This window comes from Xanthomonas sp. 3075 (genome assembly GCF_014197275.1).
Classification (GTDB): Bacteria; Pseudomonadota; Gammaproteobacteria; order Xanthomonadales; family Xanthomonadaceae; genus Xanthomonas; species Xanthomonas campestris_B.
In genome coordinates this window covers 34,949-54,906 of the sequence record NZ_JACIFI010000019.1, presented here as the reverse complement: position 1 = coordinate 54,906, position 19,958 = coordinate 34,949, and the positions used below count along the sequence as shown (strand labels likewise).

The following is a 19,958-nucleotide window of genomic DNA, read 5'->3' as shown; positions in this document are numbered from 1 at the left end:
TGATCTACAGCGCGACAACGCAGGATCGCAGACGAGGCGCACTGCATGTTGTGCTGCACATGCAGTGCATGGCCGGATGCAACAAATCATCGCGCCGACCGCCTGCGCATGCCTGCATGACCGCAATGCACCCTGCAGTGCGATCGCTGCCAGCACTCGCGTTGTGCTCGCGTTGCAACCGGGAAAGCGACGCGCCAGGAAGCGCTCTACGGCGCCCCGGCAATACGGCCTCGAAGAAATACCACGCGACTGCAAGCCCAACAGACAGGTGCAGCATGCGCAGAGGAATCGACACATACCGCTGCTCCACTGCGATTCCTCCACGCATGCGCCACGGCTGCATCGCCGCGTCTGGCCGCGACATCAATCGCCGAAACGCTCGTCGAAGAAATCGCCGAGCATGCGGAACGCACGTTTCGCCGCGCGTGGGTTGTATAGGCAGCCCGGCGGGCTGTTGGCGTCGGCCTCGGCGAAGCAATGCACCGCGCCGCTGAAGTTGACGAACTGCCAATCGGCACCAGCTGCATTCATTTCGGTTTCGAACGCGGCGATGTCCGCCTTGGTCACGCTCTTGTCGTCTGCGCCGTTGAGCACCAGCAGCGGCGTCTTGGCCGAGCCGGCAGCGGCCGGGCTGGGCGTGGCGATGCCGCCGTGCAGGCTGACGACGCCGGCCAGCTGTGCGCCAGCACGCACCAGCTCCAGCACCGTCGTGCCACCGAAGCAGAAGCCCACCGCACCGATCCGCGATGCATCCAGCGGCGCCTTGCCGGCCTGCGCCTTGAGCACGTCGACCGCTTTCAGCGCGCGTGCGCGCAGCGTCGGCGGGTCCTTCTTCAACGCGCCAGCGAACTGCCCGGCCTCGCTGTCGTTGGCCGGACGCTTGCCCTTGCCGTACACATCGGCAACCAGCACCACATAATCATCGCCCGCCAGTTGCTTGGCCTTGGTCACCGCCGACTCGTTGACGCCGCGCCAGTTGGGCACCATCACCAGGCCCGGGCGCTTGGCATCGCCGGCATCGTCGTAGACCAGCACGCCGCTGAAGGTGTCCTTGCCGATCTTCCATTCCAGCGGCTTGGCCTGCATCGCGGCGGTCGCCGGAAATGCCAACGAGGCCAAGACGCCGATCAACCCAACGCCACGCCATGTCCATTGCTTGTGCATGTGCTTGCTCCCGGGAATGTCCGGCGAGTGTAGGCGCTACTGCCGTGCAGGCCGGGTCATTGGAGGCCACCACAGACCGATCGCGTCGGCGTTCTGCCACGGCCATCGAAAAAACGCAGGGCCAATACCGCCATCGATCAACGCGATCGACGCAGCGCTACTGCACGCCCAAGCCGGGAATCGCGCTGATTGCCGCCGGGTCGAAACCGGCCAGCTGGGCAAAATGCCGACCACGCGCGACGTAATCGCTGTAGGCGCCGAAGCTGGGCGCGCCCGGCGACAGCAGCACCACACCGCCCTGCTCGCCCAGCGCCTCGCGCGCCAGCCGCATTGCGTGTTCCAGGTCGTTGGCGGCATGCAGGCCGAAGCGACCGGCCGCGGCCAACGGAGCCAGCAGCGCATGGATGCGCGGCCCGTTCGCACCCATGGTGACAATTTCCAGCGGCGCCTGCTGCGCCATCTGCCCGGCAAAATCCTGCCAGTCCAGTCCGCGATCGTGTCCACCCACCAGCAAGGCCACACGGCGTTGCGCAAAGCAGGCCAGCGCCGCCAACGACGCATGCGGCGTGGTGCTGATCGAGTCGTTGACGTAGCTGATGCCGTCCACGCTGCCGAGCAACTGCAGGCGATTGGGCAATGGACGAAAGCTCAGCGCGGCCGGCGCCAGTGCTGCCGCATCCAGCCCCAACGCTTCCACCGCTGCCAGCACCGCGCACAGGTTGCGCCGGTTGTGTTCGCCGGGCAGCGGCACGTTGGCGGTATCGAACACAGGCTGCTCGCCGCGATACACCACGTCGCCGCGCAGATGCCAGCCATCGGGATGGTTGAACCAGCGCACCTCGCTGTCCGGCAACTGCAGCTGCGTCAGATGCGGATCGGCGGCGTTGAGCAATGCAATGCGCGGGCGGCCTTCGGTGACCAGCGACAGCTTGTCGCGCATGTATGCCGCGTCGCTACCGTGCCAGTCCAGATGTTCGGGAAACAGGTTCAACACCAGCGCCAATTGCGGACGCGCACCGCTGCGCGCCACTTCACCGGTCTGGTAGCTGGACAACTCGATCGCCCAATACGCCGGTGGCGGTTGCGGCGCCAGTACTTCAAGCAAAGGCTGGCCGATATTGCCGACCAAGGCGGTGCGATGTCCGGCCGCACGCAGCAGATGCGCCAGCAGCGCGGTGGTGGTGCTTTTGCCCTTGGTGCCGGTGACGCAGATGGCGCCCGGCACACTGCCATCCGCAAGCGCATGCTCGGCAAACCACAGTGCGGTGCCGCCGATGAACTGGGTGCCGTGCTCGGCGGTGGCGGTTTGCGCCTCAGCGCGGTACGGGCTGATGCCCGGCGACTTCACCACGATCTGGAAGCGGCCCAACGCCTGCGCGCTGGCCTCGGTTTGCACGTGCAACGCGGCATCTGCCAGCGTCTCCAGCTCGCGCGCTTCTTCGGCGTTGCCGAATACCGTCAGCGATTGGGTGGGCAACACGGCGCGCAGCGCGCGATAGGCCGCGCGTCCTTCGCGCCCCCAACCCCACAACGCAACCGCCCTGCCCTCAAGCTGCGAAATTCGCACGCACGCGCTCCCACAGCGCCGATGGAACACGGTGCTCGCCATCGATGGCCATCAACGGCTCCAGCTGCAATTCCTGCTGGTCCAGCTGCGGTTGGATCTCGCGGATGAAACGCATCACCAGCGCGTCTTCCTTCCATTCGGCACGGCTGGCCAGTACCGCCATCGCCGCGCGCGACTCGCGGCCTTCGCCCACGCATTCGAACGGCTTGTGGTCCTGGAATTCCAGCAGCGCATCGTAGCCGCCGGCCTGGGTTGCATCGTCGAGCAGATTGCGCCCGAAGATATTGACCAGGCGCGTCTTGGGCATGAACGGCGCCAACGCCAGGAATACGAAATGGCACTTCGGGCAGACCCCGCACCAGCGATGTACCGGGCGCTCGCCCATGATGTGGAAATTGCGGTTGCAGCTGGAAAAATGCGCGTCGTAGTGATCGGTCTTGGCGAACTGCCGCGCCACCGCCAACTCCGACAACGGCCGCAGCAACGAGTAGTACCGCAGATCGGCCGCCACATGCCGCTGCACATAATCGCCGAACGCCTGCTCGAACGCCCACCCCTTGGACCACTGGTGATTGACCTCGCCGGTGCCAGGAATCTGGCTGCCGTAACTGGCCGAACGCTCGTTGGAAAACACCACCTGGTCCACGCCATTGAGCAAGGCCGACAACACCAAAATGGCCGAATTCACGGCGGTCACCGGAATATGCCCGTTCCACGCGCCCTGCCGATTGAGCTCGAACAATTCCGGCGCCAGCACGCGGCCGATGTTGAGCACCGGCAAACCGGTACGCTCGGCGCAGGCCCGGATCAGTTGCGAGCCGCCGATCCAGCTGACGGTCTGATCGATGCCGGCATGACGCAAGGCTTCGATGCTGACCAGCGAATCCTTGCCGCCACCGATCGCAACCAAGGCATGCTCGCGCAGGCCCAGCGCCGGCGCATCGCCAGCGGCGTGTGTACCGACAGGAAAATTGATCTTGCCGTGCAGGTTCAAGCCGTTGCGATAGGCGAACTCGCCCAGTCCATGCAGGTAGACGCTTTCCACCAGCGCAGCGGTATCGGCATCGATGCTGTAGCTGTCGATGGCAATGGTCGGCGGCACCGCGGCCTTGTAGTAACTCACGCCCGCGATGAGGTGCAGCAACTGCAAGGCCTGTTGCACGGCGGCGGCACGCGCGCCGTCCAGCACGAAGGGCGCGCCGGGCACGGCAACGGTTTCCACAAGCTCCGGCCCTTGATCGAAGGCATACACCAGCGTCGCCACGCCGGTCTGCGCGTCGAGTGCGCAACGCACGAAACGGAAGGTGGAAATCTGGTGTTTGTCGAAAGCGCTCATGGACTACCTGCAGGAACACGTACGCGACGCAGATAACGCCGGCACAGGACATATTCAATCATGGAAAACGGCACCGCAGCCCACAGCAGCGGCAGGCAACCGAACAGCACCGCCAGCAACAGCACATCCGGACGTGCAGTCGTGGCATCGCCGGACACCGCGAAGGCGACGGCGAGATACAGCGCCACCACCGGCACATAACTCAGCGCGCTCAACAGCACCGTGCGCACCGCCATCCCGCCACTGCGACGCGTGGGAATCCGCGCATCGCGCCGACGTTGCCAACGCCCGGCCAACCACGCGCCGATACCGGCGGCGACCAGCGCGGGCAGCGCCCATTTGAAGGTGTCGCTCCACGGCATGCCCAAACTCAGTTGCTGGAGCGCGGTGGCGAACACGATCGCAGCACCACCGGCCAGCGTACTGAGTGCAACGAACTCAGCCTGCGGGCGCATCGATCACCTCTTCGCGCGGCAATTCGCGCTGGTTGTACGTGCTGGCCATCGAGTAGCCGTAGGCACCGGTATCGGCCAGCAGCATCACATCGCCCGGCGCGGTCGCGGCAGGCAGACGACGGCGCTTGCCGAACACATCCGACGACTCGCAGATCGGCCCGACGATATCGAACCCACCATCGGCGGGCGCATCGAGCTGGCTGAGGTTTTCGATATCGTGCCAGGCGTCATACAGCGCCGGGCGGATCAAGGTGTTCATGCCCGCATCCAGGCCCACACGCTGTACGCCGTCCTTTTCGATCACTTGCGTGACCTGCGCCAGCAGCACGCCGGCTTCGGCCACCAGATAGCGGCCCGGTTCGATCGCCAGGCGATAACCCGGATGCACGGCCTTGACCTCGGCCAGGCCCTTGGCCCACAGCTCCAGATCGAACGGCTCGTCTTCGGCGCTGTACGGAATCGGCAGGCCGCCGCCGATATCGATGGTCTCCACCGTGCCGATGCGGCGCGCAAAGCCGGCCAGTTCGTCGTACATCATCCGCCAGTGCTCGCCGGTTTCCACGCCGCTGCCCAGGTGCGCGTGCACGCCGGTGATGGTGACCTCGAGCGTGCGCGCCACTTCGACGAACTCATCCACGCGCGTGGACGACAACCCGAACTTGGATGCCTTGCCGCCGGTGTTGACCTTCTCGTGATGCCCGTCGCCGTGCCCCAGGTCGATGCGCAACCACACGTTGCGGCCGCGGAACACCTCCGGCCAGCGGCGCAGCGCTTCGACGTTGTCCAAGGTGACGGTCACGCCCAGCGCGAAGCCTGCTTCGTATTCGGCCTTGGGGGCAAAACTCGGCGTGAACAGCACACGGCGCGGCGACAGCTCGGGCAAGGTATCGAACACGCGGCGCAGCTCGCCGTGCGAGACGCATTCCAGCCCGAAGCCGGCCTGTTCCAACGCCATCAGGATCGCCGGATGCGCATTGGCCTTGATCGCGTAATAGCGCTGATCCACCGCCGCGATCTGCGCCAGCGCCTGCGCGCGCGCGCGCACCGTGGGCAGGTGATAGACGTAACGCGGCGTACCGGCCTTGGAGAGCGTGAGCAAATGCGTGCGCTCGGCATGCCACCACGGCGTGGGGCGCGGGCGCACCGAGCCGATGATCTCGCGCCAGCGCGGGCCGAACACCTCGCCCTCGCTCACCGGCATCGCGCCACTGTCGATCAACTCGCCGTGCAGGATCGGCAACAAGCCATCGGCATCGGCTTCGTCGATGACGAAGGTCAGGTTCAAGTCGTTGGACGACTGCGAAATCATGTGCACGCGTTCCTGCCCGAACGTGGCCCATACATCGGAGAGCTTGTGCAGCAGCGAGCGCATGCCGCGCCCGACCAGCGTGATCGCCGCGCAAGGAACAATGATCTTGACCTTGCAGATCTGCGACAGATCGGCCGACAACGCCGCCAGCACATCGGTGTTGACCAGGTTCTCGGACGGGTCCAGCGACACGGTGACATTGGTTTCGGCCGAGCCGATCAAGTCCACCGACAAACCATGCTTCTTGAACAACGTAAACACATCGGCCAGGAAGCCGACCTGCTGCCACATCCCGATGCCTTCCATCGACACCAGCACGATGCCGTTGCGGCGGCTGATCGCCTTGACGCCCAGCACCGGCTCGGCATTGCCGTCGATACTGGTGCCCGGCAAGTCGGGGCGCTCGGTATCCAGGATCGCCATCGGCACGCCCGAATCGCGGCACGGCTTGATCGAACGCGGATGCAGCACCTTGGCGCCGGTGGTGGCGATTTCCTGCGCTTCGTAATAGTCCAGGCGGGTCAGCAGCCGCGCGTCCGGCACTTCCTTTGGGTTGGCGCTGAACATGCCAGGCACATCGGTCCAGATTTCCACCCGGCTGGCGCCCAGCAGCGCACCGAAATACGCCGCCGAGGTATCCGAGCCGCCGCGCCCCAGAATCGCAGTGCCGCCATCGGCATGCCGCGAAATGAAACCCTGGGTAATCAGCAAGCGTGCGGGCTGCGCATCGAAACGCGCGCGCCAGTCCGCATCGGACTGCCACTGGCACGACACCGACAAGCGCTTGGACCATTCGCTTTGATTGGGCTGCGCCGGCAATGCCGACAGCCACTGGCGCGCATCCAGCCAGCCGATGTCCAGGCCGCTGGCGTGCAGATACGCCGCGCCGATGGTGGAAGACAGCAACTCGCCCTGCCCCAGCACCTCGGCCTGCCAGTCCAGCGTGCGCGTTGCCGCGCGCGCATCGCCCAGCAAGGCATGCAGCGCAGCGAGTCGCTCGCCCAGCACTGCATCGGCATCGAGTTCGAGCTCGGCCAGGAACGCGCGGTGACGCTGCTCCAGTGCGACCACGCGCTGCGCGCTGTCGGCGGCACCATCGGCGATCGCGGTGAGTTCGTTGGTCACGCCCGACAGCGCAGACACCACCACCAGCACGCGGCCGCCGGTTTCGTTCGCCCGTTTGCTCGCCAGTGTTCCAATCGTGTCCCAGCGATGACGACGCGACACCGAGGTGCCGCCGAACTTGAGGACGATCCAACGATCGGTAGTGTGGGAAGCTGACATTGAGATAGGCGTTTAGGAGTGGGGGGGAAGCCGGAAAGCCGGGCGCAACCCCCGATTCTACTGCCAATGCCGCTCAGGTGACCCCGCGTGCGATCACAGCATGCCGACAGTCGCCCGCCCTTCCACAACGGTTTGTACTGCAACCATCGGCACGCACGCCATCGATCGAGATCCGCTTCCCATGAGCAAGCACCGCTACCTGCAACTGGACGTCTTCGGCGGCCCATCCGGCAACGGCAATCCGTTGGGCGTGGTCCTCAACGCAGAGGTGTTGTCGTCCGAGCAGATGCAGCAGATCGCCGCGTGGCTGAACCTGTCGGAGACGGTGTTTTTCCTGCCGGTCAGCGCGCCGGATGCCGACTACCACATCCGCATCTTCACTCCGCGCGCCGAGTTGCCGTTTGCCGGCCACCCCAGCGTCGGCGCTGCCTGGGCGGCGGCGACGCACGGGCTGGTCTCGTACAAACACGACGGCAGGCTGCACCAGCAATGCGCGGCCGGCGTGCTGCCGGTGGACGTGATCGACCGGCATGGCGCGCTGCTGGTACGGCTGCGGGCACCGCGTGCGCGGGTCATCGACACTGGCGAGGTGCAGGTTGCCGCACTGCGCGCGGCCTGTGCCGGCCTGCAGCTGGCCGGGCAACCGGCAGCGCTGTGGAACAACGGTCCGAACTGGTGGTTGCTGGAACTGGCCGATGCCCAGGCGGTGCGACAGGCCCTGCCGGATCTTGCGGCAATCGGCCGGTTGACCCAGGCCAGCGCGGCCGTTGGCCTGGCCATCTATGCGCCCGACACCGCCGGCGATGCGGATCTGGTGGTGCGCGCCTTCTGCCCCGGCGACGGCATCCCGGAAGATCCGGTCACCGGCAGCGCCAACGCCTGCATCGCCGCGCGCCTGCACGGTGAAGGGCGCTTGCCCGGTGAGGCGTCGCGCTATAGCGCCAGCCAGGGCCGCGAGGTCGGCCGCGATGGCCGCGTGCATCTGGAGGTGGATGACGCAGGCGAAGTGTGGATCGGCGGAACGACGCGACAAATGATCGAGGGGCGTCTCGATTGGTAAGCTGCCGCGCCCTGTTCGCGGATCTGCCACCATGACCACCCGCCGTTTCCTGCAACTGGATGTGTTCTCCGCCCGCCCCGGCAGCGGCAATCCGCTGGCGGTGGTGCTGGATGCCCAGGGCCTGGACGATGCCGCGATGCAGGCGATCGCGCGTTGGACCAAGCTGCCGGAAACCACCTTCGTATTTCCGGCACCGGATGCGCACAGCAGTTATCGGCTGCGAATGTTCTCGCCGCAAAAAGAAGTGCCGTTTGCCGGCCATCCCAGCGTCGGAACCGCCCATGCGGTACTGGAAGCCGGGCTGGCCGCGCCAGACGACGGCGTGCTGATCCAGGACGGTATCGCCGGCCAGCTGCCGCTGCGCGTGGAGCAGATCGCAGGTCACCGCAGCATCGCCATCCGCACCCCGCGCGCGCGCGTTGCCGAGCAGGTGGAGGCCGACGACCCGCGTCTGCGCGATGCGCTACGCGGCTGGCCACTCGGCAGCCTGCCGCCTGCACTGATGGACGGCGGCCGCACCTGGTGGGTGGTGGAGTTGGCCAACGAAGCCGCACTGCGTGGCCTGCAACCCCATTGGGACGCGATCGCCGCGCTGGCCGAATCCACCGGCAGCATGGGGGTGTTCACCTACGCACGCGCCGCCGCACCAGGCGCCTACGACCTTGCAGTACGCGCCTTCGTCGGCAACGGCCGGCGCTTCGAGGACGCCGCCTCCGGCGCGGCCAACGCGGTGCTCGCGGCCTGGCTGGACAGCCGCAGCGCACTACCCGGCAAGGAGCGACGCTACGTGGTCAGCCAGGGCCGCGAGATCGGCTTCGATGCCTTGCTGGAACTGCGCATCGATGCCGACGGCGATGTGTGGTCGGGCGGCCAGGTGCAGACGGTGATTCGCGGAACGCTGGACTGGGAATGATCGCGTCTGATCCTGCGGCCTGACGCGCGCCGAATTACAGCACCCGACGCGCAGCGCTGCGCAAGGTGGCACTCACGGTTCTCACGTCGTCGCCGAAGACGTGCATGAAGAAACGCACGACCTGCACGTGTCGAGGAACCGCAGGCCTGACGCGCAGGCACGGTGTCGGGTCTGTGCTGCTGGATCACGTCTGCCACCATCCGTGCAACAGGGGTTGAACCGCTTTCGATCCAGCGCAGCACGCACGATGCAGTGATCGCAATCGCGGCACTGGCAACACGGCACGACTACAGCAGCAATGTGCCCATGCAGAACGAAAAACGCTGCGGTCGCCCGCAGCGTTTTTCGTTATTCACCATGCTGGTGGCGATCGCCCGACCACACCCGCGCGCGCGCCCACCGCTTAGTCGGGACGCACGTCCACACGCACACGGATGCGGTCGCCGGGGTTGTAATCGCTGCGGGTGTGGTAGGTGCGGCCCCCGTATTCATAGGTCACATCGTAGCCTTCGACACGATCGCGCTCACGACGATAAGCCACCGGTTCGCAGACGCTGACATTGCTCTGGTAGGTCCGATTGTTGGCTTCGTAGATCGAACGACCCGCCGCGACACCGGCCATGGTGCCCACTGCGGTACCGACCAGACGCCCGTTGCCGCCGCCGACCTGGCTGCCAAGCACCGCACCGGCAATACCACCGATCACGCTGGCCACGCCACGGCTGGACGGGTTGGGACCATAGCTTCCGCCACCACGGTAGTAGCCATCGTTGCTGGTGTAGTAACCGTCGCCTGGACGGTTGTAGCACCGCTCGCTGGTGCGTTCGGTGTATGCATCGGAGACGATGATCGGGTCGACGCGAACCACCCGCGCATACTCGTAACGACCATCCTCGTAGCCACCGCGGTAGGTGTCGCGATAGCCGCCATCGTAACGCTGCGCCGTCGCGTTGCCCGCCACGACCAGACCCATTACCAGCGCACCAAGCACAAGAGTTTTCATAGCGGCAGCTTCACAGGGAGGACACGCTGCCGATGCTCGGCCTGTGCCGGTGAAACCGCACTGAATCGTGACGGCTTTGCAAATGGCTATTCAGCAAGCCGCCAGCTGCGCGCGCCGGTGTCGTGCACCGGCGCGTCACAGCGTGACAGCACTCAGCTGGAAAATTCGGTTTCCAGGCTGATCGGCACTGCGCTCAGCGCCTTGGAGACCGGGCAGTTCTTCTTCGCCGCATCGGCCAGTTCGCGGAACTTGGCTTCATCGATGTTGGGCACCACCGCCTTGAGCTTGAGGCGGATCTGCGACAACTGCGGGCCGCCTTCCATCGAGAGATCCACATCGGCGCGCGTATCCAGCGAGGTCGGCGGGAAGCCGGCTTCGGTCAACTGCGCGGACAGCGCCATGGTGAAGCAGCCGGCATGCGCGGCGGCGATCAGTTCTTCGGGGTTGGTGCCCTTTTCGTCGCCGAAGCGGCTGCTGAAGGCGTAGCGGGTGTTGTCCATCAAACCGCTTTGCGGCGTGCTGAGCTGGCCCTTGCCGGTCTTGAGATCGCCTTCCCAATGCGCGGTGGCGTGACGTGAAATACCCATTGCGGTCTCCTGCTATGAAAGGAATACACACCATAGGGCAGTGGGTGTTATGGCTTGGTGCCGGGATTGGGAAATCGGGAATCGCAACAGCAGACTATGGGCTGCATCTGGCCGCAAGGTTGCTGTCTGTTGCCGCAAGGCTGCCGTCTGTTTGCGACCGGCAATGTCGCGCAGCTCGCATTGGGTATCGAGCGCGACCGCCGCCGCGTTGCGCCGCCGCGTTGCTGATAGTGCTTAACGTGGCCAACAAACGTCGCGCGCAGTCGTCAGGTGGGTGCGGACGGCGCGCTCGGAAGCCGTAGTGTACGAGTGGCACATGCCGATTCCGGGTATCGAACGCGACCGCGCAGTGGTTGCGCGGCCGCGTTGCCTGTCGTTCTTAACCGAGCAGGGTTTCCAGCACGGCCATGCGCACGGCCACGCCGTTGGCGACCTGGCGCAATACGCACGATTGCGCGCCGTCGGCGACCTCGTCGGTGATTTCCACGCCACGGTTGATCGGGCCCGGATGCAGCACGGCCGCGTCGCGGCCGGCGCGCGCCAGACGCTCGCGGGTGAGCCCGTATTCGGTGTGGTATTGCTCCAGCGACGGCACCAGACCCTCTTCCATGCGCTCGCGCTGCAGGCGCAGCATCATCAAGGCGTCGGCGCCTTCCAGCATGGCGTCGAAATCCTGGCCCACCACGCAGCCGTCCAGCATGTCGTCGTCGGGCAGCAGGCTGGCCGGACCGCAGACGCGGATCTCGCCGGCGCCCAGCGTGCGCAATGCATGCAGATCCGAGCGCGCAACGCGCGAGTGCTTCACGTCGCCGACGATCACCACCTTGAGCTTGGAAAAATCGGTGCCCTTGGCCTGGCGCAGGGTGAGCATGTCGAGCAGGCCCTGGGTGGGATGCGAACTGCGCCCGTCACCGGCATTGATCAACGCGGTGCCCTCGCCTGCGGCAGCGGCCAGCGCTTCCACCGCGCCGTCATCCGGGTGGCGCACCACGAACCCACGCACGCCCATCGCCTCGAGGTTCTTCAAGGTGTCGCGCGCGGTCTCGCCCTTGCGGGTCGACGAGGTGGAGGCATCGAAATTGAGCACGTCCGCGCCCAGCCGCTGCGCGGCGAGATGGAACGAGCTGCGCGTGCGCGTGGAGGGCTCAAAGAACAGCGTGCACACCGCAGTGCCGGCCAGCACGCTGCGCTTGCCGACGCGCCCGACGGCCGCGTCGCGGATCTGGCCGGCGCGATCGAGCAGCTGCAGCAGCGTGGTGCGCGGCAGTCCTTCCAGGGTGAGCAGGTGGCGCAGGCGTCCGTCCGAATCGAGTTGCATGGTGGTCATCGCAGGTCGGGAGTTCAGGGAAGAAGGGTGGCTTGGTCGGGCGCGGCCAACCAGCGTTCGACGATCACGGCCGCCGCCATGGCGTCCAGCGCCTCGGCATCGCGGCGGCGCTTGCGTCCATCGGCGCGCTCGCGCGCGAAACGCTGCGCGGCTTCGACCGAACTGGAACGCTCATCGATCAGCACCACCGGCAGCGCATAGCGCTCGCGCAGTTGGCGGGCAAAGGCATGCGCACGCTTGCGCGCGGGTTGATCCTTGTCGTCCAGGGTGAGCGGGTCGCCGACCACCAGGCCGTTGGGGCGCCATTCCTTGTGCACGCGATCCAGCGCAATCCAATCGGGGCCGTTGGCGTGCACGTTGATGACGGCCACCGCACGCGCGCCGGCGCCCAGCGCGGTGCCGACGGCCACGCCGATCCGGCGCGATCCCACGTCGAAGCCCAGCACCGTGCCATCGGGGCGGATCGCGCCCGCCTCAGGCATGCCCGGAATAATCCGTCAGCCGGAACAGATCCACGCCGATGCGCCCGGCAGCGGTCTGCCAGCGATCTTCCAGCGCGGTGGCGAACAGCACATTGGCATCCGACGGCGCGGTCAGCCAGCTGTTCTCGCCCAGTTCGAATTCCAGTTGGCCCGCGCCCCAGCCGGCACAGCCCAGCGCCACCAGCGCATTGCGCGGGCCTTCACCTGCCGCCATGGCCTCGAGGATGTCGCGCGAGGTGGTCAGGAACACGCCCTGCCCCACTTCCAGGCTGGAATCCCACTCGCGCGCATCGTCGTGAATGACGAAGCCACGCTCGGGATGCACCGGCCCGCCGCTGAGCACGATCTGCTCACGCAGGCGGTCATCGACGGTGTCGATGCCCATCTGCGACAGGACTTCGCCCAGCGTGTATTCGGAGGGCCGGTTGACCAGCACGCCCATGGCACCGTTCTCGTCGTGCTGACAGATCAGCGCGACGCTGCGCGAAAAGGTGGGATCGGACAGCGCCGGAAGCGCGATCAGCAATTGGTTGGCCAGAGGCGTGGGCAAAACGGACATGGCTGCATTCTAGCCGTTCGCTCTGCCGCGCGCAGAGCCGATGCCATAATTGAGGCCTATCGCTTGCCAAGGACCGACGATGCCGCCGACCCCAGGAACCGCACCCGCACTGCCCGATACGCCACTGTCGCGCCAGACCCGCGCATTCATCGTGCTGGTCGCGCTGCTGCAGGGCGGCCTGCTGTATCTGGCCGCAGTGGGCGAACAACATGGCATGTGGCCCTTCACCGGATTGGGCGTGCGCATCTGCTGGTACGCCGTGGTGTTGACGGTGCCCAGCCTGGTGCTGCTGAGCGTGCAGGATATTGGCGAGTGGCGCCTGTGGCAGCACGTAGCGGCAAGCACGCTGGTGTTCGCCGCCCTTGGCAGCTGGGCGGCGTGGAGCGCCACTGGCGCGCCGGCCCTGCAGATCGCCCCGGTGCTCTGGTCGTTCGGCTTCACCGTCACGGTGGGGTGGTTCGTCGCCCTGCCCTGGCTGCAGCACCGGCAACTGCATGGCCATTGGCGGGCGAGCTACCACGCCCTGTTCGAACATGCCTGGCAGAACGCTCTGACGCTGGCGCTGACGCTGCTGTTCGTGTGTGTGTGCTGGATGGTGCTGGGGCTGTGGGCCAGCCTGTTCGCGCTGGTCAAGATCAGCTTCTTTGCCGAACTGTTCCGCGAACAGGCTTTTGCCTATCTGGCGACCGGCGTCATCACCGGGCTGGGCATCCTGATCGGGCGAACCCAGCACCGCGCGGTGCAGGTGATGCGCCAGATCCTGTTCTCCCTTTGCACCGGCCTGCTTCCGCTGCTGGCCGGCATTGCACTGCTATTCCTGCTGGTGCTGCCGTTCACTGGACTGCAGGCGCTCTGGCAGACCCGTTCGGCGACCACGATCCTGCTGAGCCTGGTGTTCGGGCTGGTGCTGTTCACCAATGCGGTGTACCAGGATGGCAGCGGGCTGCCCCCGTATCCGCGCTGGTTGCGTCGGGTGATCGAGGCCGGCCTGCTCAGCCTGCCGCTGCATGCGGCGCTGGCCGCATACGCCCTGACCCTGCGCATTGCACAGCACGGCTGGACCAGCGACCGCGTCTGCGCCGCATTGCTGGCCGTGCTGGCGCTGGCCTATGCGCTGGCCTATGCGTTCGCGGTGCTGCGGCCGCGCGCCGATCGCTGGCTGCCGCAGCTGGCCGGCGGCAACATGGTGCTGTCGTGGGTGGTGATCAGCCTGGCAGTGCTGGTCAACACGCCACTGCTCGATCCCTACCGCATCACCGTGCATAGCCAGATGCAGCGCCTTGCCAACGGCACGCGCGATGCGGTGAACAAGAATCTGGAATTTCTGCGTTTCGAAAATGGCCGCCGCGGCTATCTTGCGGTGCAGTCGCTGCGCGAAGACCCCGCCTTTGCCGACAGTCCCGCGCGCAAGCAACAGCTGGAGCAGCTCCTGGCACGCACCAGTCGCTGGAGCGGCAATGACACCGTGGAAGATCAGAAAGACAAACAGCTGACCGACCTGACCCAGATCCGCCAGCATGTGACCGTGGCTAGCGGCCAGGCCGATCCGCCAGCGGATTGGTGGCAATACCTGGTGAGGTCCAAGATGCTCTCGGGGGCTTGCACGCAGGGCAACAGCAACTGCGTGGTCAGCAGCAACGACCTCGATGGCGACGGCCAGCTCGACGTGCTGCTGTGCAACCTCAACGGCGACTATGCGATCGCCTGCGAGTTGCAGACCCGCAACCGAGATGGGTGGTATCAGGCAGGTACCGCACAGCTCTATTCCCTCGACGGCGAGGCCATGAGCGAAGTGAGCCAGGCGCTGCGTAGCGGTCAGATCCAGACACGGCCCAACCGCTGGCCGGACCTGGCGCTGCCGGGGGACCGACGCCTCCACATCAGACCCAGCGAGGAAGGCATCCGGCCGGAACCTCGTCGATGAGCGGCTATTGCGCCATCGCACCAGGCCACCCGATCCATGGCCACTACCACGACCACGAATACGGCTTTCCGCAGCGCGACGAACGCGAGCTGTTCGAGCGCCTGGTGCTGGAGATCAATCAGGCCGGGCTGAGCTGGGAAACCATCCTGCGCAAGCGCAGCAACTTCCAGCGCGCCTACGACGGCTTCGATGTGGACACGGTAGCGGCCTATGGCGAGAGCGACATCGCACGGCTGCTCGGCGATGCCGGCATCATCCGCAACCGACTGAAGGTGCTGGCGGCCATCCACAACGCACAGGTCATCGGGCAGTTGCGCGCGTCGCACGGCAGCTTCGCGCAATGGCTGGACGTACAGCATCCGCTCGACAAGGCAGCCTGGGTCAAGCTGTTCAAGAAGACCTTCCGCTTCACCGGCGGCGAGATCACCGGCGAGTTCCTGATGAGCCTGGGCTACCTGCCCGGCGCGCACCGTGCCGATTGTCCGGTGTTTGCGCGCATCCAGGCGCTGTCGCCGCCGTGGATGCGCAACAGCCCCGCCTAGCGGCAACGTCGGCGAGCGCACGCCGGCAAGCAGCTGCATTGCGCACGGGACAGCGGCGATGCGCGACATGCCGCCGCGCCGTGATGCGTAGCTGCCGATCACAGCGACACCAACGGCGCCTGACACCGCGCTGGATCACACGCCCATATACCGGTGCGGGCGGTGATTGAACATCAGTACCAGGCTCAGCATCAGCGCGCCAAGCGCCGAATACAGCACCTTGTCGGGCGTCAGTACGAAGAACGCGACCAGCATCAGCATCGCATCGAAACTCATCTGCACCTTGCCCGCGCTCCAACCGCGCTCGCGCTGCAGGTACACCGCCAGGATGCCGATGCCGCCCAGGCTACCGCGATGGCGGATGAAGAACAGGATGCCCAGACCCGCCAGCGCGCCACCGACGATGGCCGAGAACAACGTGCTGATGTGCGCGTAATCGGCCCAGCGCGGCAGCAGATCGGTGAGCGCCCCGCAGGCACCGACTGCAGCGAAGGTCTTCAGGGTGAACTCCCAGCCCATGCGGCGCACGCTCAACCAATAGAACGGCAGATTGACCAGCACGAACACCAGGCCGAAATTCCAGTGCAACGCGTAGTGCAGCAGAAATGCCACCCCGGCCATGCCGCCGATCATCAGCCCGCCCTTGGCGAAGATGGCCAGACCCAATGACGCAACCAATGTCGCCAGCACCATGCCCTGCGCGTCCTCGGCAACAGAGTGGTGAAACGCGTGATCGTCGGCGTCGGTACCTGCCGAATCCGGCGGCGGCGTCAACGGACCGGACGTCATCACTGCGCCGTCGTCGGGCAACGGCTGTTGCTCCGGACGGAGATCGGAATCGGGAAGGCTCACGGGCTGGGCACTGCGGTGGGGTGCGGATATTAGACACTATCGGCCCGCCTGGTTACATCTGAAACGCCACACCATTCCTGCGTTGCGACGCCAGGCGTTCACCGACTGAAGCGACGTCCGCCGCTGGCATCGCGCAGGCAACAGCCGCACGTACAACGCTGAATCGAATTGATTGCAGACCACCCACTCCGCTGCACGCCCCGGCCATCCGCCACGGTGTGCAGCGATCCTGCAATCGCTCAGCGAACCTCGGCAATCTCTACACCGTCCAACCCCTGCGACAGCGTCTTGGCGTCACCGCCTTGCGAGAGCTTGATGCGCAAACGCACTTCGTTCTGGGAGTCGGCGTAACGCAGCGCGTCTTCGTAGCTGATTTCGCCGGCCTGATACAGCTCGAACAGGCTTTGATCGAAGGTCCGCATGCCCAGATTGGTGGACTCCTTCATGATCTCCTTGAGCTTGTGGATCTCGCCTTCGCGGATGTAGTCCTGCACCAGCGGCGTGCCCAACATGATTTCCATCGCCACCCGGCGGCTGCGCCCATCCGGGGTGGGAATCAACTGCTGTGCGACCACACCCTTGAGATTGAGCGAAAGATCCATCAACAGCTGGTTACGGCGATCTTCCGGGAAGAAGTTGATGATGCGGTCCATCGCCTGGTTGGCGTTGTTGGCATGCAGGGTGCACAGCACCAGGTGACCGGTCTCGGCGAACGCCACCGCGTGATCCATGCCCTCGCGGGTGCGCACCTCGCCGATCATGATCACGTCCGGCGCCTGGCGCAGGGTGTTTTTCAGCGCGTTTTCCCAGCTGTCGGTATCGATGCCGACCTCGCGCTGGGTGATGATGCAGCCCTCGTGCTTGTGCACGAATTCGATCGGGTCTTCGATGGTGATGATGTGGCCGGTGGAATTCTGGTTGCGGTAGCCGATCATCGCCGCCAGCGAAGTCGACTTGCCGGTTCCGGTGGCGCCGACGAAGATGATGATGCCGCGCTTGGTCATCGCCAGCGTCTTGATCACCGGCGGCAGGCTCAGTTCCTCGACGGTGGGGATGCGCGTCTCGATCCGCCGCAGCACCATGCCCACCTGGTTGCGCTGGTAGAAGCAACTCACGCGGAATCGCCCGACCCCGGACACGCCGATGGCGAAGTTGCACTCGTGGGTCTTTTCGAACTCCTCGCGCTGCGACGGCGTCATCACGTTCAGCACCAGATCGCGGCTCTGCTGGGCGGTCAGCGGGCTCTGGGTGATCGGGCTGATCTTGCCATTGACCTTGATCGCCGGCGGCATCCCCGAAGTGATGAACAGATCCGACGCCTTCTGATGCGCCATCAGCTTGAGGAAGGAGGTGAAGTCGATGGTGCTCATGGCGTGCTCCTTCGGAGCCGGGAATGGGGAATCGAGAATCGGGAATTGGAAAAGCCAGTAGCCGGGGCTGGGGCCGGTCAGGGAAATCTGCTCTAGCGATTCCCCATTCCCGACTCCCTATTCCCGAATCACTCGAATACCCGCTTGTCCTTGGCGTACTCACGCGCCTGGTTGCGCGTGATCAGGCTGCGCTTGACCAGGTCCTGCAGATGCTGATCCAGCGTCTGCATGCCGTATTGCTGGCCGGTCTGGATCGACGAATACATCTGCGCCACCTTGTCCTCGCGGATCAGGTTGCGGATCGCCGGGGTGCCGACCATGATTTCCCAGGCTGCGGTGCGTCCGCCGCCCACTTTCTTGAGCAATGCCTGCGAAATCACCGCGCGCAGGGATTCGGACAGCATCGAGCGCACCATCGGCTTTTCGCCGGCCGGGAACACGTCGATGATGCGGTCGATGGTCTTGGCCGCCGAGCTGGTGTGCAGGGTGCCGAACACCAGATGGCCGGTTTCCGCAGCGGTCAACGCCAGGCGGATGGTCTCCAGGTCGCGCAATTCGCCGACCAGGATGATGTCCGGGTCTTCGCGCAAGGCCGAGCGCAGCGCTTCGTTGAAACCGTGCGTATCGCGGTGCACTTCGCGCTGGTTGATCAGGCACTTCTGCGAGGTGTGCACGAACTCGATCGGATCCTCGACGGTGAGGATGTGGCCGTATTCGTTCTTGTTGATGTAGTCGATCATGCCGGCCAGCGTGGTCGACTTGCCCGAACCGGTCGGCCCGGTGACCAGGATCAGCCCCTGCGGCTGGTCGATCAGCTGGCGGAAGATCGGCGGGCAGCCCAGGTCTTCCAGCGTCAGCACTTCCGAGGGAATGGTGCGGAACACCGCACCGGCGCCACGGTTCTGGTTGAACGCATTGACGCGGAAGCGCGCCAGCGAGGGAATCTCGAACGAGAAGTCGACCTCGAGGAATTCCTCGTAATCGCGCCGCTGCTTGTCCGACATGATGTCGTAGACCAGCGCATGCACCTGCTTATGGTCCAGCGCGGGAATATTGATGCGGCGGACATCGCCATCGACACGGATCATCGGCGGCAAGCCTGCGGACAGATGCAGGTCCGATGCCTTGTTCTTGACAGAAAACGCCAATAGTTCAGCGATATCCATGCGCTGCTTTTCCCCTAGGCTGCGATTGGAAGGTACTCCCCGACCGGCAGTATAGCGTTCTGGGTGCTGGCGGGAAGCGGCGCACACCCGGTTCAGGCCGCCGCTGTGAGGCGCGCCTGAAGGCGTTGCTTTTCCGGCGTGGCGCAGGCACGGCGCTTGCGTGGACGGCGCCGCAAGCGCGTGTCGGCAGGCCACTGCGCTTGGCGTCCGGGGCGCACCCGCCCGGTGCATGGCGGTCGCGGAGGCCGATGCGCACCGCCGTTGCGCACGTGCCCGGCGACACCCCCTCGCCCACCGGCTGGTAAGGACGCTGCGGTGGGCGGCACTATAGCGATCCCCTGACTCCTGGAATGCCACGTGCCGGTTTCGTCGCTGCAGCAGATTCTCGATGCCATCCACGCCGCAGCGGCCGATCACGCGCGCGCCGATGTCCGCTTGCTCGCTGTGTCCAAGACCAAGCCGGCCGACGCCGTCGCCGCCCTGGCCGCACAAGGCCAGCGCGCATTCGGCGAAAACTACGTGCAGGAAGCGCAGGCCAAGATCGCCGCATTGGCCGCGCTGGGGCTGGAATGGCATCTGATCGGCCACCTGCAATCCAACAAGGCCGAGCTGGCCGCCGAATGCTTCGATTGGGTGCAGACGGTGGACCGGGCCAAGCTCGTCGGCTTGCTGGCACGCTACCGCCCCGGCGATCGCGCGCCGTTGAATGTCCTGATCCAGGTCAATATCGACGACGAGGACAGCAAGTACGGGTGTGCGCCCGACGCGATCGACAGTCTGGCCGAGGCCATCGCATTGCAACCACGTCTGCAGTTGCGCGGATTGATGGCCATTCCCGCACCGTTTCCCGAGCAGGCACGCCGCGCGGCGGCGTTCACGCGGATGCAGACAGCGTTCGAACAGCTCAAACGCCGGCATCCGCAGGTGGACACCTTGTCGATGGGCATGAGCTCGGATTTCGCCGAAGCGATCGCGGCTGGCGCCACCATGGTGCGGGTGGGCACGGCATTGTTCGGCGCACGTGCGTCCTCGCCTGACGCATCGGCCTGATCGCACGA

Annotated in this window: 18 protein-coding genes and 1 other RNA gene; 5 read left to right on the top strand and 14 right to left on the bottom strand. The window is 65.6% G+C overall.

Going from position 1 to position 19,958, the window contains the following annotated elements:
• Positions 1 to 363: 363 nt before the first annotated feature.
• From GGR62_RS16470 to GGR62_RS16450, 5 genes are all read right to left on the bottom strand, one after another.
• Positions 364 to 1,164 (bottom strand): dienelactone hydrolase family protein, encoded by an 801-nt coding sequence (locus tag GGR62_RS16470; protein WP_184408926.1) that lies wholly within the window; start codon positions 1,162 to 1,164, stop codon positions 364 to 366.
• Positions 1,165 to 1,321: 157 nt separating this feature from the next.
• Entirely contained in the window at positions 1,322 to 2,731 is a 1,410-nt protein-coding gene (gene murD / locus GGR62_RS16465) for a UDP-N-acetylmuramoyl-L-alanine--D-glutamate ligase (RefSeq protein WP_184408925.1), read from the bottom strand.
• Positions 2,712 to 4,067 carry a UDP-N-acetyl-alpha-D-muramoyl-L-alanyl-L-glutamate epimerase gene (gene murL, locus GGR62_RS16460; protein WP_184408924.1) on the bottom strand — a complete coding sequence of 452 codons (1,356 nt, stop codon included), beginning with the start codon at positions 4,065 to 4,067 and terminating at the stop codon, positions 2,712 to 2,714. The genes murD and murL overlap by 20 nt, the downstream gene beginning before the upstream one ends.
• A complete protein-coding gene (locus GGR62_RS16455) occupies positions 4,064 to 4,522 on the bottom strand; it encodes a hypothetical protein (RefSeq protein WP_184408923.1) in 459 nt (152 codons plus the stop codon). Before GGR62_RS16455 ends, murL begins: the two co-directional genes overlap by 4 nt.
• Positions 4,506 to 7,115, bottom strand: coding sequence for a bifunctional aspartate kinase/diaminopimelate decarboxylase (locus GGR62_RS16450; protein ID WP_184408922.1), 2,610 nt, complete (start codon positions 7,113 to 7,115; stop codon positions 4,506 to 4,508). The genes GGR62_RS16455 and GGR62_RS16450 overlap by 17 nt, the downstream gene beginning before the upstream one ends.
• 181 nt (positions 7,116 to 7,296) lie before the next feature.
• On the opposite strand from GGR62_RS16450, the gene GGR62_RS16445 reads away from it, so the two are divergent.
• Together GGR62_RS16445 and GGR62_RS16440 are read left to right on the top strand one after the other, a co-directional pair.
• Positions 7,297 to 8,175, top strand: a complete 879-nt coding sequence (locus tag GGR62_RS16445) for a PhzF family phenazine biosynthesis protein (RefSeq protein WP_184408921.1) — start codon at positions 7,297 to 7,299, stop codon at positions 8,173 to 8,175.
• 31 nt (positions 8,176 to 8,206) lie between these two features.
• Complete coding sequence (locus GGR62_RS16440; protein WP_184408920.1) at positions 8,207 to 9,088, top strand: PhzF family phenazine biosynthesis protein; 882 nt, start codon at positions 8,207 to 8,209, stop codon at positions 9,086 to 9,088.
• 403 nt (positions 9,089 to 9,491) lie between these two features.
• Here the strand turns inward: GGR62_RS16440 and GGR62_RS16435 are convergent, their stop codons facing one another.
• The 6 genes from GGR62_RS16435 to GGR62_RS16410 form a co-directional block, all read right to left on the bottom strand.
• On the bottom strand, positions 9,492 to 10,091 hold the full coding sequence (locus GGR62_RS16435) for a glycine zipper 2TM domain-containing protein (RefSeq protein WP_184408919.1): 600 nt from the start codon (positions 10,089 to 10,091) through the stop codon (positions 9,492 to 9,494).
• Positions 10,092 to 10,243: 152 nt separating this feature from the next.
• Positions 10,244 to 10,678 (bottom strand): OsmC family protein, encoded by a 435-nt coding sequence (locus tag GGR62_RS16430; protein WP_184408918.1) that lies wholly within the window; start codon positions 10,676 to 10,678, stop codon positions 10,244 to 10,246.
• A 241-nt stretch (positions 10,679 to 10,919) separates the two neighbouring features.
• Positions 10,920 to 10,996, bottom strand: a non-coding RNA gene (locus GGR62_RS16425) — sX9 sRNA.
• 61 nt (positions 10,997 to 11,057) lie between these two features.
• Positions 11,058 to 12,005, bottom strand: a complete 948-nt coding sequence (locus tag GGR62_RS16420) for an aspartate carbamoyltransferase catalytic subunit (protein WP_184408917.1) — start codon at positions 12,003 to 12,005, stop codon at positions 11,058 to 11,060.
• Positions 12,006 to 12,019: 14 nt separating this feature from the next.
• The gene (gene ruvX, locus GGR62_RS16415) at positions 12,020 to 12,487 is read right to left on the bottom strand and encodes a Holliday junction resolvase RuvX (protein WP_184408916.1); all 468 of its coding nucleotides are present in this window, start codon (positions 12,485 to 12,487) and stop codon (positions 12,020 to 12,022) included.
• Entirely contained in the window at positions 12,480 to 13,046 is a 567-nt protein-coding gene (locus GGR62_RS16410; RefSeq protein ID WP_184408915.1) for a YqgE/AlgH family protein, read from the bottom strand. The genes ruvX and GGR62_RS16410 overlap by 8 nt, the downstream gene beginning before the upstream one ends.
• A 79-nt stretch (positions 13,047 to 13,125) precedes the next feature.
• Between GGR62_RS16410 and GGR62_RS16405 the strand changes: the two genes are divergently transcribed.
• Together GGR62_RS16405 and GGR62_RS16400 are read left to right on the top strand one after the other, a co-directional pair.
• The gene (locus GGR62_RS16405; protein WP_184408914.1) at positions 13,126 to 14,970 is read left to right on the top strand and encodes a DUF4153 domain-containing protein; all 1,845 of its coding nucleotides are present in this window, start codon (positions 13,126 to 13,128) and stop codon (positions 14,968 to 14,970) included.
• On the top strand, positions 14,967 to 15,512 hold the full coding sequence (locus GGR62_RS16400) for a DNA-3-methyladenine glycosylase I (RefSeq protein WP_184408913.1): 546 nt from the start codon (positions 14,967 to 14,969) through the stop codon (positions 15,510 to 15,512). Before GGR62_RS16405 ends, GGR62_RS16400 begins: the two co-directional genes overlap by 4 nt.
• 135 nt (positions 15,513 to 15,647) lie before the next feature.
• On the opposite strand, the gene GGR62_RS16395 is transcribed toward GGR62_RS16400, so the two are convergent.
• From GGR62_RS16395 to GGR62_RS16385, 3 genes are all read right to left on the bottom strand, one after another.
• A complete protein-coding gene (locus GGR62_RS16395) occupies positions 15,648 to 16,322 on the bottom strand; it encodes a YitT family protein (protein ID WP_184408956.1) in 675 nt (224 codons plus the stop codon).
• Positions 16,323 to 16,603: 281 nt separating this feature from the next.
• The gene (locus GGR62_RS16390) at positions 16,604 to 17,734 is read right to left on the bottom strand and encodes a PilT/PilU family type 4a pilus ATPase (protein WP_184408912.1); all 1,131 of its coding nucleotides are present in this window, start codon (positions 17,732 to 17,734) and stop codon (positions 16,604 to 16,606) included.
• A 128-nt stretch (positions 17,735 to 17,862) separates the two neighbouring features.
• Positions 17,863 to 18,900 (bottom strand): type IV pilus twitching motility protein PilT, encoded by a 1,038-nt coding sequence (locus GGR62_RS16385; protein WP_184408911.1) that lies wholly within the window; start codon positions 18,898 to 18,900, stop codon positions 17,863 to 17,865.
• A 357-nt stretch (positions 18,901 to 19,257) separates the two neighbouring features.
• Between GGR62_RS16385 and GGR62_RS16380 the strand changes: the two genes are divergently transcribed.
• Complete coding sequence (locus tag GGR62_RS16380; RefSeq protein WP_184408910.1) at positions 19,258 to 19,950, top strand: YggS family pyridoxal phosphate-dependent enzyme; 693 nt, start codon at positions 19,258 to 19,260, stop codon at positions 19,948 to 19,950.
• Positions 19,951 to 19,958 lie beyond the last annotated feature (8 nt).